This is a genomic window from Marinoscillum furvescens DSM 4134 (assembly GCF_003386095.1).
Classification (GTDB): domain Bacteria; phylum Bacteroidota; class Bacteroidia; order Cytophagales; family Cyclobacteriaceae; genus Marinoscillum; species Marinoscillum furvescens.
Genome location: NZ_QREG01000003.1, coordinates 1 through 15,482 on the forward strand (window position 1 = coordinate 1; position 15,482 = coordinate 15,482).

The window sequence follows — 15,482 nt, forward strand, 5'->3', positions numbered from 1 at the left end:
TCGGCTTCCTTCATGCAGGTCTTCACAGACAATACACTTGCCGCTCAGCTAGTACTTCCCCTCATCGGGCGTACAGAGGACTTGTCCCTTTTTTTTTAAAAAAAAAAACTCACCTCCAAGTATTTGCGCCCTGCCGGGCGCACGCTAAAAAAGGCCGATCCCTATGGAATCGGCCCACACTCCGAAAATGACTCAATTTCCGGAGATCGCCCTAGGTTTTGACAGCCAAAAACTGCGCAATTATTTTTTATACCGGAGACAAAATGGAAGAAAACTTCCGTTATCGACAGATCAGATCATTCGTCAGTTAAAAGTCCAGAGCATTCATGGCATGAAGCTTTTCAAGTGATTTTTATACTTCTCAATTTCAGATATTCAGCTTTTTATCTACCTATCCTTTAGGGGTAGTATTTATCCTACCCTTGCGGGTAGTTTTAATTCTCCATGTAGATCATGAAGACACCTGAACCACAAACTTGAGTGCCTCCTTGCGGTTGGACACGCCAAGCTTGGTGTAGATATTCTTTAAATGAAATTTCACCGTATTGATAGAAACGAACAACTCCTCGGCAATTTGCCCATTGCTTTTGTTGCTCAGCACGAGATTGAGAATCTCAAATTCACGATCACTAAGCGTTTCTTCCAGCGACTCATTGATTTGCTCCTTAGCCACACCTACCTGCTCTGGCTTAAAATCAAGAATACCCCGAATCCGAGCGCGTAGTTCGTTCACCTCTGCTATGAGTAACTTTTCTTTCATTCGTGACCTACTGACTACCAGCCAGGCACCACCTGTGATTAGCAAAAGCACCACAACCCCAATAGCCACTAGCAGCCGCATTTCCGACTCCCTGCGGGCTATTCGATTTTTTGCTACCGTATTTTCCAGCAGCAACACTTGATTTTCACTTGCCACTTTTTCAGCATCATACCGCACCCGCATGGCCTCTGCCACCCGATCACGCTCCATTTGAGCAAGCGAGTCTGAGTATTGCTGTGCCATCTTATAAGCTGAAAGTGCTTCTTTATGGTTTTGCATACGCTCCAGGAGCTCAGATCGATCCAGATAAGCATCCCTCACCTGCTCTATGAGCCCAAGCTGAACAGCTAGCTCCAGCGATTGATCGTTGACACCCAGGGCCGATTGGAGCTTTCCCAACCCTTGATATGCCTGAAATCTGACCTCATTAGCCTTCAGCGTGTTGAGCCCTCTTGGGTAGTGCTCCAAGACATTTAATGCCTGATTTGCATAATCTAATGCGACCGAATGCCGCTGCTGCAGATTGGTAAGCTGACCGAGCGTGATCCATTGCTGGGCAATGTGCACACTATCACTGCCCTCCGAATAAATGGCCAGGGCTTTTTCTACATAGGCCTGCGCACTGTCCCACTCGGCATTAGCCATGTACGCTTGTGCCAGCATACTACATCGCTTAGCCATCGAATTGTAATTGCCGCTACTTACCAGTAGTAGCTCGATTGATTCCCTGTAATGCTTTATGGCTTTTTCGGGATTTCCCGTTTTCATCATGGCACTACCCATCAGCGTAAGGTCAAAGCCAATGGCTGCTGTATCTTTCCTGGCCACGTCTATTTCATAAGCCTGCTGCAGCATATACATCGCACTATCTATAGCGCCTTGCTGGAGCATTACTGTACCGAGATTGTAGAAAGCTATCGCTTGCTCCACCGTATCATGTAGCTGCCGTGCCAATTGGAGACTTTCATTTATGTAGTGTTCCGCTTCTTGATCAAGTCCCAGCTCCCGATAGACAAAGCCTAAATAACTATAGGTTTCCTGTCTCAGGTTGTCATTTAATGGTGATGCCATCTGATCATCCTCTGCAGCCTGTAAGTAATACCGCAACGACTGTCGCAAATCACCAAGGTAGTAATAGATATCCCCCAGTCTGGACATATAAAATGCGGTATTAATCTCCTCAACATTTTCTACCAAAACCGATTCACAATAGGCTTTTGCATCCTGGTATTGCTCCTGCTGAATGAGGCTATCTACTGTTAGGTCCTGAGCCTCCAGACAAGACACGCTCAGAAATAGCACCACAGCCAGGTTACGCATTGCGGACCACATAGGCGATGGCTTCTTTTCTATTGGTCACTCCAAGCTTGGCATAGATGTTTCGCAAGTGAAACTTCACCGTACTCACCGACACAAAAAGTGTATCTGCTATTTCAGCATTGGTTTTGTTAGCCAGGCTTAGTTTTAGTGTTTCATATTCCCGTTCTGTGAGCTGGTTATGCAGCATCCCATTGAGCACCTCCAAAGCAGGCAGTTCTTTGATAGCGCCAGTTTGCATGCGCAGGTCCAGCAATCGCTTTTGCAATGCCTCTATTCGCAACTCTCTTGCCTCGTGCTCTGCACGCTGCTTTCTACGGTATAAAAAGTAGATGATGAGCAAAACGGTAATCACTGCAACGCCTCCAGCTATGGTGATGATCAACATGCGGCGTGTGCTTGCCAGGCGTACATCTTTCAGGCTGTTTTGGGCTTGCAACAGCTCGATCTGCTGCTGTTTACGCTCTGCGTCGTATTGGGCGTTGAGCTCACTGATTATTTGCTGCTTTTCCAGGTTAAAAAGTGAATCATTCAGCGCATGTGCCTGCTGCTGATAGGCATATGCCTGCCGATATGCTCCCAGTCCCTTATAAGCTTTTTGAATGAGCCCCAGCGAGTAAAGCACATCCTGCATCACACTATTTTCGCGAGCTATTCGCAAAGCCTCCTGAGCTTTGTCCAGGGCCTGAGCATATCGACCCTGAGCAAGCAAATTTTCGCTCATACTTTGCAGCGTTTGTTCCACTGGAATGGCAAAGCCTAGCTCCTGATATACCGCTAATGCCTGCTCAAAATAATGAGAAGCCTCCTCATACGCACCCAGCGTGGTGTGTACTGTACCAGCATTGAGCAAGGTATTGGCATATCCTTCCTGCTCGCCTATGGCGGCAAACACATCCCGAGCCTGTTCGTATAGGATGAGCTCCTGATCTAAATTTTCCAGGTAACCCACAACAAGCCCCTGATTATTGAGCGCATGTCCTAATCGCAAAGAATCACCAATGCGTACAGCCAGCTGCTGTACTTCCTGAAAGTACCCGGCAGCTTTTGCATAATCTTCCTGATAAAAAAGGTCAATACCAATGCTATTCACCGCATCGATCAATGCAAGGGTATCTCCGTATTCCCTTGCATACGCTGCTGCTTTCATAGAATGCTCAAGAGATTTTTCATAGTTGCCACGGTTGCTCCATGCCGCTCCAAGGGCGACATGCACTTTGGCAAGTAAAGTATCCAGATCTTGTTGCTCAGCGAGCATTAAGGCTTCCTGCGCAAAAGTGAGCGCACTATCGGGAGAGGATTCTTCGAGGCTTTTACTCTGCGAGAGGAGACGTAAGACGTCCTGTTTGGGTTGGGATTTGGCAAACAAAGCCAAAACAACCAGACAAACAGCGAGCAGGTGATTTCTTCGTGAGTAAAGCAGTGACATTAGGCAAGGCGTAGCATAATTCTTATTTAAAATTAGATAAAAAGGAGCTGCCCACCTACAGAACTCAAAGGAAAGGAAGTCCAGAAACCAGATATTCTCAAGTTTCCGGACATAAAAATTCTTAATACTTAGCTACTCCGGGATCAATTTCGTCTGACCAGGCCAAGATTCCACCCTCAAGATTATAGAGGTTGTCAAAGCCATGCTGTTGCTCTAGAAACTGAATAGCATTGGCACTGCGCTTACCGCTGCGGCAGTGTACCACCACTTTTTTGTCTTTGGCAAACTTATCAGCATTTTGTGGCACAGTAGCCAGGGGAATGAGCTCACCACCAATTTCGGCTACTTCATATTCATTGGGCTCACGCACATCGATGAGCTGAAAATCCTCACCACTGTCCTTCATGGACTTCAGTTCTTTTACAGTTATTGATTTCATAGATTTTGATTTCGTTTTTGCCAGTTTCACAAAATAACAGCCGCTACCTGGCTAAATATCAGGTGGTTGTTTTTACTTCCAGCCTCCTGATTTAGCTTTAAGGCTTCGTTTTGGCTTTCAATGTTATAAAAAGCCACGCCAATTAACCAGATCCAGCCACAAAGATAAATGTGATGAGTGATAAAAAGTTCGAAACTGCCGCCATACGACATCAAATAGAGCGTTCTTCTCAAAAAGAGCACTCTGCACCCATCTATATGACCTCTAGTTTCAAGTTTGAGGACGCAGAAGATGCCCGCGCACTTTTTGCTGAGGAGAAAGAAGGCAACATCTACTCCAGGTACTCTAACCCGAACACGGACGAGTTTATCCAAAAACTTTGTCTGCTGGAAGGTGGCGAAACGGGCATGGCCATGGCCAGCGGGATGGCAGCAATGTTTACCAGCCTGGCTGCTTTTCTAAGCAGTGGAGACCATGTAGTGGCATCCCGTTCGCTTTTTGGGTCTACCCACCAGATCCTCACCAAACTACTACCAAAATGGGGCATCACCCATACGTTTGTAGACACCACAGACGATGATGGATGGGAAAAGGCTATACAGCCCAATACGAAAATGATTTTCCTGGAGACTCCCAGCAATCCGGCGTTGGACCTGATAGACCTGGAGTTTATCTGTAAGCTGGGCAAGGAGAAAGGCATCATTGTCAATGTAGACAACTGCTTTGCTACGCCTTACGTGCAAAACCCAATCAAATTCGGGGCGGATATCGTCACGCACTCAGCTACAAAATTCATCGACGGGCAGGGACGTGCTATTGGCGGGGCCATTGTGACCTCTGAGGAGCTATTTCCAGAGATAAAATTTATGGCTCGGCATACCGGGCCCTCCATGTCGCCGTTTAATGGCTGGCTGCTCTCCAAAAGCCTGGAAACACTGGCCGTGCGTATGGAAAAGCATAGTGAAAATGCACTAGCTCTTGCACAACACCTGGAAGGTAGCGCAGGACTCAAACAAGTGAGGTATCCGTTTTTAGCATCCTTCCCCCAATACGAGCTAGCCAAAAAACAAATGCGCACTGGTGGTGGAATCGTGACTTTCGAGCTGGAGGGTGGTATAGCGCAAGGCAGGCGCTTTTTGGATGCCCTGGAGATGATTTCGCTATCTGCCAACCTGGGCGACACCCGCACCATAGCTACGCACCCGGCATCTACCACCCATAGTAAATTATCTGAAGAAGAACGCGAAGCTGTAGGCATCACTGCTGGACTAGTGCGCGTATCTGTAGGCCTGGAACACCTGGACGACATCATTGCTGATATAGAGCAGGCACTGAACAAGTCCAAATAAAGGAAAAAGGCGCAACGATGATGTGCGCCTTTTGAGATGGATTTAAAATTTTACCTTATTGGTACGGGCGATGAGTAAGTAGTCTGCAATGACCAGTGCCGACATGGCTTCCACAATAGGCACTGCTCTGGGCACCACACAGGGGTCATGACGGCCTTTGCCAGACACTACAGCTTTATTCCCATCCTTATCTATACTCGCCTGATCTTGCATGATGGTGGCTACAGGCTTAAAAGCAACATTGAAGTAGATGTCCTGACCATTGGATATCCCTCCTTGTATACCGCCAGAATGATTGGTTTTGGTTTTTACCACCCCATCCTCTGTATAGAACGCATCGTTGTGTTCGGAGCCTTTCATTTGTACACCTTCAAAACCGCTTCCATACTCAAATCCTTTCACCGCATTGATACTGAGCATGGCTTTGCCCAGCTCTGCATGCAGCTTATCAAAAGCAGGCTCTCCAAGTCCCGCAGGCACACCCTGAATCACTCCAGTGACTACTCCGCCCACGGTATCCTGTTGCTTTCTAATATCATCGATGTAATCAAACATCTGCTGTGCCACCTCCTGATCCGGGCAGCGCACGGCGTTTTCTTCCGCTTTTGGCAAGTCTAACTCCGTGTAGTGTTTGTCCAGCTTGAGTGTACCTACTTGTGATACATAGGCATGAAAAGTGATTCCAAATTCTTTGAGCATCAGCTTGGCAATGGCCCCTGCTGCTACACGAGCGGCCGTCTCTCTGGCTGAGCTTCTGCCGCCTCCCCGGTAATCGCGGATGCCATATTTGGTCTCGTAGGTGTAATCTGCATGCGATGGACGAAACTTGTCGGCTATGTGGCTGTAATCTTTACTTTTCTGATCCTTGTTCCGAATCAAAAGCGCTATCGGTGTACCTGTGGTTTTGTCCTCAAAGACCCCCGAAAGTATTTCTACCTGATCCTCCTCTTTGCGCTGAGTAGTGATTTTGGACTGGCCGGGTTTGCGGCGTGCCAGCTCCTGCTGGATAAACTCCAGATCTACTGGAATGCCCGCAGGACAGCCATTGATTGTGACACCTATCGCAGCACCATGTGACTCACCAAAGGTGGTGATGCTGAAGATTTTACCAAATATGTTTCCCATGAAATTACTTTCGGATGAAGATAAATACTGTCAATGCCAGCATTGCCAGAATAAAGATGTTGGCAAATATCTTCATCCACGAGCTTCCATCCAAACTTGTGAGGGTATTGTCTTTAAATTCAATCCCATCATAAAAGGATCCCATGTCATTGGACAGAATGTACTCATTTTTGCGGCTCTCACCAGTGACAGTAAGCACTTGCTGAGAGCGGAGTGTGTCGTATTGTTCTTTTTCAGGATTGAAAAAATACCACTGAAAAAAGTCTCCAAGGTTGTACTCTCCAGGCTCATTAGGGATGCCATAGTAGGCAAAACTCTTTGTTCCCTTCACGCGTCCGGCAGAGCGGGTAATATTCTGCTTTACATTGGGTGCATAAAAATCAAAGACGTCTGTTTCCGGCAGAATGGGCTCTTCCACAGAGCTGATATTTCCTTCTCCCAGAATATTAAACTGGTAATTGAAGCTCTCCCCGGTTTTGAGCTGCAGACCTCCAATGCGCTCGGCAAGTCGGTAATCTCCCACCGCTACCCGATCACGCAGTGGGTGTGGTGGCAACTCACGCACCTCTACAGTCTTTGGCTTAGAATAGAACGTTTCAAAATCCTCTTTACGGTTTCTCCCAAAGAATGACGGATTCTTAGCCACTTTGTATTTGATCAGTTTCAGGCCTACGGAAGGAAAAGAAATAGCTTCTGCATTGAGTGGGTAAAATGCCGCCTGATAGATTTTATACTGTGTATAGCCACGATTGTTGATCGTGACGGGCTCACCGTTGATGTTGTCGATGTTGAAATTCTCTTCCCAGCAATTGGCCGGTTTGATGTTTTTGACGATTTCTGTGATCTGTTTGCCCAGGTCATAAAAGCGCATGTCCGCACGATTGGACTCAGCCACGTAGAATGCCAGCGTAGTAGTAAAGCCCTCACCTACAAAAACGTCTTTCTTATCTGTAGTAAGTGCCAAAAATGCATCTGCCTCTACATCTACAAATTCCGTAGGCTGGCTGTCACGATTTCTAAAACGATCAAAAGGATCCGCAAACGGATCGACAGAACGGCGCTGTTGCTGCTGCGCTGGAGGCCCCACGGTAATGGTAAAAGGCGGAGCGGAAACTTTTTCTCCATTGATGTCCATGATATAGTCACGCACCGTAAAAGTTCCCTCTCTGGATGGCTGATAGTTTTGGGTGATGCTTTGGGAGCTCGTCATGCGCCCGTTGATAAAGCTCGTGGAGGTGGAGGAAGAGGTGCCTCTCTTTACAAAACCCTCTATCTCAGGAAACGGGCTGTAGTTTTTTAGTCGCTCATTCTCTACTGTAATGGTGACCTTAAAGTACTGATTCAGTGCCACTTTGGTGGGTCCTGTCTCTATACGCTTCTCCTGAGCCAGTGCCATTACTGAAAAAAGAAGCATAAAAATCAAACCCAACCCTACAACTCTCGTTTTAAACATGTGTACGTTTTGAAATCGTTTGCAAGAATTCGTTTTTACCTTGTGTCAAAGCTAAAAATTGTTTAACTTTTTGCTAATGACTTTTTCAAAGGAAAACGTCAAATTTACATTGTTAGTTAACCCTTTAACAAAAATTTGCATTTATGTTAGAGTACTTCAAAACCATCCTCTCGAAAGTGAGTTTTGATCGATGGCTGTTTGAAAAGGAGTTGAAAAAAGCAATAAACTCCTTAGTGCCCGATGAAATCTTAAATTTGAGAGACTGGTGCTATGAAAAATTTAGTCACATGTATGAGTCGATATTGGACAAGTGCTTCCCGCAAGCCTTGGTTTAAGAGCCAGAAACCTCCACACCCCGGAGGTTTTTTTATGTCCGCTATGGTGCATTCGTTTTTTCTCAGATCAACCCAAAAACTCATGAATTAACAGGGATATTCGAAGATCGACCCGCCCTTTTCATGTTTTCCGAAATTGAAAAAATAATTAATCAATCGACAGTAAAACCCAAGCAGGACTTAACCCTAGCCTGTATACTTCATCTGGGATTAATGAAATCCAGGTAAAGTACAATTAGGATTATCATTTATCACTGTAAACCATTATTAGCATTAAGCAAAAACCTGTCAAGTAATTTTAGGACGGGTCCCCTGCCTGCCTCGCCGGCAGGCGGGCGTTCATATGGTGGACACCTGCGCTAAGACGGAAGATGCCTGCGTTCATATGGAAGGCAACCGCGTTGAGGCGGAAGGTAGTTGCATTCAAACGGGAGGTTTCTGCGTTCACTGGGTGGATACCTGCGTTCAGGCGGAAGATAGTTGCGCTGACAGGGAAGATAGCTGCGTTCAGACGGAAGACACCTGCGTTCACATGGTGGACACCTGCGCTAAGACGGAAGATACCTGCGTTCCTAGGGAAGGTAGTCGCGTTGAGGCGGAAGGTTTCTGCGTTCACCCGGAAGCTAGTTGCGTTAAGGTGGAAGGTTTCTGTGTTGAGAAAGTGGGAGCCTGCGTTCATTGGGTGAAAACCTGCGTTGAGGCGGAAGGTTTCTGCATGCCTCGCCAGCAGGCGGGCGTTGTAATGGGGGATTTCTGCGTTAAAGACAAAAATCGTTGCGTTCACCAGCAGGCGGCGCTCAGGTAGACGAAAGCTGATTATAGGTTAAAAATAGCTGCCTTTTGATCATCTGAATAATGTAGGAGCGAAAACATTCTAAGAGGCTCCTCTGCAGGGATCCAACTTCACTTGGATCAAGATCAACTGGTGCATTTTCTAAAGCAGTTCTTAAAAACGATTATTTCACAACAGCTGTTGCAGATGCTTTCGTGTACTCTCTGCTAGTTTGGGCAAAGCAACCGCTCTTTCAATCTTTTGTTGGTCCTGTTCCTTTTTATAAATCATCTGAAACACATCCCAGATCGAAACATCACTACCTTTTCTAACCAGGGTCATCTTATCACCAGCATGTACCTTCCCTTCTTTTATCACCCTGACATAAACGCCAGAGTGCCCATAGGCAATAAAGTCTTTGAGTACCTGCTGTGTCCCGAAACGAATACCGAGTTTGAAACAGGGCTGTCGGGGCTCTGAAACCTCCACTTCGGCCTCCCCGAGTTGGTAGACATCACCAATACATACCTGATGTTCATCCAGGCCTTCTACGGTCAGGTTTTCACCAAACATACCCCAGTCCCAATCCAACGACGGGTACTTCTCTTTCCAAAAAGTATAAGTATCTGCCGAGTACAGATAGCAAGCTTTGTCTACTCCGCCATGATACTTTCTGTCCACCACTGCATCTCCTCGTACATCAGTAGTTTCCAGTGTCACACCTGCTGACACCGGTTTTTTGAAAATGCCCGTTTCCACGGACTTTCCTTTCCACGCTACCGTTTGGCGCTCCCCTACATTAGTGGCTATTACTTCCATCAGAGCAGTTCGTTTGCCAGGTTAGCCAATTCGGAGCGTTCTCCTTTTTCCAAAGTGATGTGTGCATACATCGGGTGGTCCTGGATACGGTCTATCAGGTAAGAGAGCCCATTACTTTGTGAGTCCAGATAGGGCGTATCGATCTGATATATGTCTCCGGTAAAGATAATTTTACAGTTTTCTCCCGCCCGCGTAATGATCGTCTTGATCTCATGCGGGGTGAGGTTTTGGGCCTCATCTACGATGAAGAAAATATTGGACAAGCTCCGGCCCCTGATATATGCCAGCGGCGTGATCATGAGCTTCTCTTTGTTGACCATATCCGTGATATGCTTAAACTCCTTGTCGCTTTCTTTGAACTGGTGCTGAATAAATTTCAGGTTGTCCCAAAGCGGTTCCATGTACGGGTTTAGCTTGCTTTTGATATCTCCGGGCAGGTAACCAATGTCTTTGTTGCTCAGCGGAACGATGGGCCTGGCGAGGTAAATCTGCTTAAAGTTGCGGCGCTGCTCCAGGGCTGAGGCCAGAGCGAGGAGGGTTTTGCCAGTACCCGCCACACCATTGATACTCACGAGCTTGATCTCTGGATCCATCATGGCGTGGATGGCAAAGGTCTGCTCTGCATTGCGAGGCTTTATGCCATATACAGGATTTTTATCTACTTTATCTACAGTGTTTTCGGTGGGGTTGTAGTATGAAAGCACACTGTTTTTCTCACTTTTCAGTATATAGTAAGAATTGGCAATGGCCTTCTTCCTGGGCAATACGGCTTTCTTTTCCACACGACCTTTCTTAAACAGCTCGTCGATCACTTCAGATGACACATTGTTGATCTCGTACTTGCCGGTATGCAGAGTGTTGACATTTTTGATCTTGCCTGTTTCGTAATCTTCTGCCGGCAGGTCTAGCGATTTGGCTTTAAGGCGGAGGTTGATATCCTTGCTCACCAGTATTACCTGCCGCTTTTTTTCTTGTTGTTTTAGCGTGAGGGCTGCATTGAGAATGCTATGATCGTTTTTGCGTTCGCCAAATACCTTGTGGGCATCTACCTTGCTGTCCATCTCCATCAGCACTTTAAACTTGCCTTTGGTTTTTCCATTGAGCGGATTCCACTCCTGCAGCAGCTTGCCTTTTGCGAGCTTATCCAGCAAGCGCGTAAACTCACGCGCTTCAAAGTTTTTGGTGTCGTTGCCTTTTTTGAACGTATCGAGCTCTTCCAGCACGGTTATGGGTATGCCCACATCGTGTTCAGCAAAGTTTAAAATGGAATCATGTGCATAAAGAATTACGGAGGTGTCGAGAACAAAAATCTTTTTCTCTTTTGCGGTGGTTTTAGCCATATCTCAGTGCTTCGAGTGAAAAAAGTGACCTCTTGTAATATGATCAATCTGCACTAAAAACACCACACCTACAGTGTGAATTATCAAAAATTTATTCTACAGCCATGTACCAATCCTCCTGCTCGCGAGGAATGATCCGAAGGGCATTGGCCAGCACCATTTGCACCATGGTAGATGAAGCCGACCGGTAGTCTAGCCCACTCATTTCACGAAATTCATTGACCGTCACCTTTTCATTTTGATCCAGATAATTGAAGAGCAGCTTTTCATTCGCCCCATATTGAAAATGCGTGTCTTTGGGGTCATTGTTGAATTTCAAAATCTTTCGAATCTCCGGGCTCGCCTGTATGGACCGATCTTCCACCCTTACAAAGGCTTTTCCATACCGGTGGTACTTTTTCTCAAAAGCAAAATAAGGTTTGCGATTGCCCGCAAATATTTCATAATGCAGAATGGCACGTTTTTCATTTAGTGGTATCAGCTCTGCGGTATACTTCACCGCCGGACGTATCAGTTCCCTGATGGCCTTTTGCAATAAAAAATGCTCTTCGTCTGCATATTTACATCCAACAATCGACTTGTCATCGTCTACTCCTACCAGCAGATGTCCTCCTCCGCTATTGGCAAAGGCCACCACCTCGCGGATGACCTTTTCGGGATGGTTGATTTTGCGTTTAAACTCTACTTGCGCACTCTCACCCCCATAGACCAACCTTTTGATCTCGCGCAGTTCCATTTTGTTGTCCCATTAATAGTCTTCATCCTCTTCACCTCCATTTTCAGGCATGGAAAACATGCTACTCAGCAGGTCTTTAAACTGCATACCTCTTTCCAGAGAGTGCTTGCTAAGCATGCTGTATTCGGCCAGTCCATGAAGCGCAAATTCCATCAAAAATAGCTTGAATTCTTTGGACTGCTTCCCGTGCTGAGCAGTTATTAGTGCTTCCAGACCGGGTATTTGCATGAGTTCTTTTTCGTATTCTTTCTCAGGAGCATCATGTAGCAGATCCACCATATTGCCATCTCCAAACCAATCTGTAATGGCCTGATACGGGTTTTTGGCCTGCTTATTTTTTCTGATCTGCTCCGGGTCGTCAAAATAATTGACAAACTGGCTTCTAATAGCTTTGCCTACCAGATTTTGAGCTACGATAGCGGGTCCTTCCTGCTCACCTTCATAGACGAGCTCTACTTTGCCTGTAATAGCCGGCAACACTCCTATCAAGTCCGCAATGCGCGTAAAAGTTTGTTTCTCACCACTTAGCAGTCTGCGGCGCTCTGCAGCAGCTATCAGGTTTTCAAAAGCGCTAATGGTAAGGCGTGCAGACACGCCACTTTTAGCATCTACATATTCACTATCACGTGCCTCAAAAGCCACCTGCTCTATCAGGTCTTTCATCAGGTCAAATACCACCACTGATTCTTTCTGCACCGGCTCCAGCCTGGCCTCCTGCTCAGTGATGCGCTTCCCTATCTCAATAGACTTGGGATAATGCGTAATGATCTGACTATCGATGCGGTCTTTGAGTGGTGTCACAATGCTCCCTCTATTGGTATAGTCTTCAGGGTTGGCAGTAAATACAAACTGCACATCCAGTGGCAGTCTCAGCTTGAAGCCTCGAATCTGAATATCACCTTCCTGCAAGATGTTAAACAAGGCCACCTGAATGCGTGCCTGCAAATCAGGCAGTTCGTTGATCACAAAGATGCTGCGATGTGACCGAGGAATGAGTCCGTAGTGAATCACCCGGTAATCGGAATAGGGCAGTTTTAAGCTGGCTGCTTTGATAGGATCCACATCACCAATAAGGTCTGCAATGGTCACATCAGGTGTCGCGAGTTTCTCCGTATACCGCTCCGACCTATGCCACCAGCTGATGGGCGTATGGTCGCCCTGCTCTTCCACTATAGCCTTTCCTTGCTGGCTGATGGGTTTTAAAGGGTCCTCGTTGAGGTCCGAGCCTGCTATTACCGGAATGTACTCATCCAACAGCTGGGTCATCATACGAGCTATACGGGTTTTGGCCTGCCCTCTCAGTCCCAGAAAGTTGATGTTGTGCCGTGCTAAAATGGCACGCTGAATATCAGGTATGACCGTATCTTCATAGCCCCATATTCCTTCAAACACATCTGTGCCTGCTTCCAGGTGTTTCACCAGGTTGTTGCGCAATTCGTTTTTGATACTCGTGGGCTGGTATCCGGCTTGCTTTAGCTCACCCAAAGTGGAAATTTTGATCAGCTTATCGGCTGGAATATCGTGATAGTTCATACGTAATAAATCAGCTTTTTATTAAAGGTTTTTCCTGCGATTACGTCGGTAATCTTCAAAAATCATATGGCCAAGCCCCTGCAAACTACTGTAGTAAGCATTGCCACTGTTTACTTCCGTAAACTCTTGCACAAACTGCTTTAGATAAGGGTCAGAGGCAATCATAAAGGTGGTAATCGGGATGTTGAGGCGCTTACACTGGGCCGCCAGGTTCAGGGTTTTATTCAGGATTTTTGGGTCTAGCCCAAAACTGTTTTTATAATACCGTATCCCCTCTTTCAAACATGTAGGCTTCCCATCGGTGATCATAAAAATCTGCTTGTTCTTATTTTTTCTGCGGCGGAGCAGATCCATGGCCAGCTCCAGGCCTGCCACGGTATTGGTATGATAGGGGCCTACGTTCAGATAGGGCAAGTCTTTGATCTGAATCTGCCAGGCATCATTACCAAACACAATCACATCCAGTGTATCTTTCGGGTATTTCTTGGTCACCAGCTCTGCCAATGCCATGGCTACCTTTTTGGCCGGAGTGATTCGATCTTCACCATAGAGGATCATAGAATGACTGATGTCAATCATCAGCACTGTGGAGGTCTGGGTTTTGTATTCTCGTTCGCGCACCTCCAGGTCATTTTCTGTAAGCGTAAAATCCCCGAATCCATGATTGATCTGAGCATTTTTAATGCTTTCGGTGAGCTCTATTTGCTCAGGGCTATCGCCAAACTGAAACTCGCGAAAATCTGAACTGAGCTCATCTCCCCTACCAGAATGCTGTGTGCGATGATCGCCTTTCCCGCCTTTGCGTAGTTTACCGAAAATTTCTTCCAGCGCACTTTTACGAATGGCCTGCTCGCTTTTGGCGGTAAGTTTAAACTCTCCGCCCGGGGTTTCTTCAGCAATGTACCCTTTAGCCTTCAAGTCCTCTATGAAATCGCCAATGCCGTATTCGTCGTTGCTGATGTTATACTGTCTGTCCAGGTTAGTAAGCCAGCTCAGGGCCTCTGACACATCGCCAGATGTGATGACCATGAGCTGCATAAAAACATTCATCAGGTTATCAAACGTGGATTTCTGACTGTCTTTCTCCGGAATAAACTCAGTAAAACGATATCCTATCATTGCGATGGGGCTTTAGGAGTAGTAAACTAATAATCTGGAGGAATGATTTCCATTATTCATGAAAATCAACACCTTTTTTCAAGGTAGGTGGTCCTAAAAATTCCAGTTTTAAAAATTAACCTGTAAATTTAGTAAACGCCACACCACCTAGACATGCCCGGACGTAAACCCATATTCGCCAATTTAATTGTCACAGTCTTTACTTTCTTACGTGACAATCTATACAAAGCTATTTTGGAGCCGGCTTCCCCTGCAGAACGCAGAGCCAAGCGTATGAAAAAAAGAAAGGATTCCAAATAGGAATCCTTCGAGGTGATAAGTGTCTTTTACTTTTATTTTTTAGGCATTGTGCGGAAGATCACATCCCAAAATGGGGAAGATACTCCGAAAGCATTGTGTGGATCCTTATAGTGGTGGATTCCATGATGCACCCACAGCACTTTGAAAAAGTTTTTTGGTGGCTTGAATGCATGTACCATGTAGTGAACCCACAAATAGGAGGCATAGCCCATCAAAAATCCTGGGAGAAATGCGTAAACCAAATTGCCCATCATTAAGTAGAAAATACCAAAGAACAACGCGCTGAGCAGCAAACTCAATGGCGGTGGCATGGCCAACCGGTCTTTGTCTTTTGGGTAGTCGTGATGGACCCCGTGTACTGTATAAGCAAATTTTTCTTGCTTCTCCGTCTTAGGCTGAAGGTGAAACACAAATCGGTGCATGATGTACTCTATCAGTGTAAAAGCCAACAACCCTCCGATGAAAAGAAGTGGGGCATTGACCGCCGTGATATAGTCATGCTGAAAGCCGTAGACCATCAGACCGGTAGATATAACACTAAATAATATCAAAGGAACGGCAATATGCGTTCTGGTAAGTTTTTCCAAAAAAGGGTTTTTGAAAAGTGACTTAGTACCTTTTGTATGTGGTTTGTTTTTGAGTTCCATACCTGTTTT

The 15,482-nt window shown here is 46.1% G+C and carries 14 protein-coding genes; 2 read left to right on the forward strand and 12 right to left on the reverse strand.

The genetic code is table 11. The features are described from left to right. Nucleotides 1-451 precede the first annotated feature (451 nt). From C7460_RS03930 to C7460_RS03940, 3 genes are all read right to left on the reverse strand, one after another. Nucleotides 452-2,080: a tetratricopeptide repeat protein gene (locus C7460_RS03930; RefSeq protein WP_221409447.1), complete on the reverse strand. Its 1,629-nt coding sequence runs from the start codon at nucleotides 2,078-2,080 to the stop codon at nucleotides 452-454. Continuing rightward, nucleotides 2,073-3,506, reverse strand: a complete 1,434-nt coding sequence (locus C7460_RS03935; RefSeq protein WP_115866781.1) for a tetratricopeptide repeat protein — start codon at nucleotides 3,504-3,506, stop codon at nucleotides 2,073-2,075. Before C7460_RS03935 ends, C7460_RS03930 begins: the two co-directional genes overlap by 8 nt. A 121-nt stretch (nucleotides 3,507-3,627) precedes the next feature. After that, nucleotides 3,628-3,945: a rhodanese-like domain-containing protein gene (locus C7460_RS03940; RefSeq protein WP_115866782.1), complete on the reverse strand. Its 318-nt coding sequence runs from the start codon at nucleotides 3,943-3,945 to the stop codon at nucleotides 3,628-3,630. Nucleotides 3,946-4,118: 173 nt separating this feature from the next. On the opposite strand from C7460_RS03940, the gene C7460_RS03945 reads away from it, so the two are divergent. Then, complete coding sequence (locus tag C7460_RS03945; RefSeq protein WP_115866783.1) at nucleotides 4,119-5,294, forward strand: trans-sulfuration enzyme family protein; 1,176 nt, start codon at nucleotides 4,119-4,121, stop codon at nucleotides 5,292-5,294. Nucleotides 5,295-5,336: 42 nt separating this feature from the next. Here C7460_RS03945 and aroC read toward each other — a convergent pair whose 3' ends face one another. Beyond that, nucleotides 5,337-6,419 carry a chorismate synthase gene (gene aroC / locus C7460_RS03950; RefSeq protein WP_115866784.1) on the reverse strand — a complete coding sequence of 361 codons (1,083 nt, stop codon included), beginning with the start codon at nucleotides 6,417-6,419 and terminating at the stop codon, nucleotides 5,337-5,339. 4 nt (nucleotides 6,420-6,423) lie between these two features. Further along, a complete protein-coding gene (locus C7460_RS03955) occupies nucleotides 6,424-7,872 on the reverse strand; it encodes a BatD family protein (protein WP_115866785.1) in 1,449 nt (482 codons plus the stop codon). 143 nt (nucleotides 7,873-8,015) lie between these two features. Here C7460_RS03955 and C7460_RS24505 point away from each other — a divergent pair, with 143 nt between their 5' ends. Continuing rightward, nucleotides 8,016-8,207, forward strand: coding sequence for a hypothetical protein (locus C7460_RS24505; RefSeq protein ID WP_115866786.1), 192 nt, complete (start codon nucleotides 8,016-8,018; stop codon nucleotides 8,205-8,207). Between the two features lie 298 nt (nucleotides 8,208-8,505). On the opposite strand, the gene C7460_RS23465 is transcribed toward C7460_RS24505, so the two are convergent. From C7460_RS23465 to C7460_RS03995, 7 genes are all read right to left on the reverse strand, one after another. Next, nucleotides 8,506-8,991, reverse strand: a complete 486-nt coding sequence (locus C7460_RS23465; RefSeq protein WP_147302845.1) for a hypothetical protein — start codon at nucleotides 8,989-8,991, stop codon at nucleotides 8,506-8,508. A gap of 177 nt (nucleotides 8,992-9,168) precedes the next feature. Continuing rightward, entirely contained in the window at nucleotides 9,169-9,798 is a 630-nt protein-coding gene (locus C7460_RS03970) for an MOSC domain-containing protein (protein ID WP_115866788.1), read from the reverse strand. Next, nucleotides 9,798-11,138: a PhoH family protein gene (locus tag C7460_RS03975; protein WP_115866789.1), complete on the reverse strand. Its 1,341-nt coding sequence runs from the start codon at nucleotides 11,136-11,138 to the stop codon at nucleotides 9,798-9,800. Before C7460_RS03975 ends, C7460_RS03970 begins: the two co-directional genes overlap by 1 nt. Nucleotides 11,139-11,229: 91 nt before the next feature. Then, a complete protein-coding gene (locus tag C7460_RS03980; protein ID WP_115866790.1) occupies nucleotides 11,230-11,874 on the reverse strand; it encodes an AlbA family DNA-binding domain-containing protein in 645 nt (214 codons plus the stop codon). 12 nt (nucleotides 11,875-11,886) lie between these two features. Continuing rightward, a complete protein-coding gene (locus tag C7460_RS03985; protein WP_115866791.1) occupies nucleotides 11,887-13,407 on the reverse strand; it encodes a magnesium chelatase in 1,521 nt (506 codons plus the stop codon). A 21-nt stretch (nucleotides 13,408-13,428) separates the two neighbouring features. Continuing rightward, nucleotides 13,429-14,526 (reverse strand): vWA domain-containing protein, encoded by a 1,098-nt coding sequence (locus tag C7460_RS03990; RefSeq protein ID WP_115866792.1) that lies wholly within the window; start codon nucleotides 14,524-14,526, stop codon nucleotides 13,429-13,431. 332 nt (nucleotides 14,527-14,858) lie between these two features. After that, complete coding sequence (locus C7460_RS03995; protein WP_115866793.1) at nucleotides 14,859-15,473, reverse strand: sterol desaturase family protein; 615 nt, start codon at nucleotides 15,471-15,473, stop codon at nucleotides 14,859-14,861. Nucleotides 15,474-15,482: the final 9 nt, after the last annotated feature.

Excerpts from the sequence above, each read along its gene's own strand:
- C7460_RS03930 (WP_221409447.1), bottom strand. The coding sequence starts at position 2,080 with ATGCGTAACCTGGCTGTGGTGCTATTTCTGAGCGTGTCTTGTCTGGAG.
- C7460_RS03935 (WP_115866781.1), bottom strand. The coding sequence starts at position 3,506 with ATGTCACTGCTTTACTCACGAAGAAATCACCTGCTCGCTGTTTGTCTG.
- C7460_RS03940 (WP_115866782.1), bottom strand. The coding sequence starts at position 3,945 with ATGAAATCAATAACTGTAAAAGAACTGAAGTCCATGAAGGACAGTGGT.
- C7460_RS03945 (WP_115866783.1), top strand. The coding sequence starts at position 4,119 with ATGAGTGATAAAAAGTTCGAAACTGCCGCCATACGACATCAAATAGAG.
- aroC (WP_115866784.1), bottom strand. The coding sequence starts at position 6,419 with ATGGGAAACATATTTGGTAAAATCTTCAGCATCACCACCTTTGGTGAG.
- C7460_RS03955 (WP_115866785.1), bottom strand. The coding sequence starts at position 7,872 with ATGTTTAAAACGAGAGTTGTAGGGTTGGGTTTGATTTTTATGCTTCTT.
- C7460_RS24505 (WP_115866786.1), top strand. The coding sequence starts at position 8,016 with ATGTTAGAGTACTTCAAAACCATCCTCTCGAAAGTGAGTTTTGATCGA.
- C7460_RS03970 (WP_115866788.1), bottom strand. The coding sequence starts at position 9,798 with ATGGAAGTAATAGCCACTAATGTAGGGGAGCGCCAAACGGTAGCGTGG.
- C7460_RS03975 (WP_115866789.1), bottom strand. The coding sequence starts at position 11,138 with ATGGCTAAAACCACCGCAAAAGAGAAAAAGATTTTTGTTCTCGACACC.
- C7460_RS03980 (WP_115866790.1), bottom strand. The coding sequence starts at position 11,874 with ATGGAACTGCGCGAGATCAAAAGGTTGGTCTATGGGGGTGAGAGTGCG.
- C7460_RS03985 (WP_115866791.1), bottom strand. The coding sequence starts at position 13,407 with ATGAACTATCACGATATTCCAGCCGATAAGCTGATCAAAATTTCCACT.
- C7460_RS03990 (WP_115866792.1), bottom strand. The coding sequence starts at position 14,526 with ATGATAGGATATCGTTTTACTGAGTTTATTCCGGAGAAAGACAGTCAG.
- C7460_RS03995 (WP_115866793.1), bottom strand. The coding sequence starts at position 15,473 with ATGGAACTCAAAAACAAACCACATACAAAAGGTACTAAGTCACTTTTC.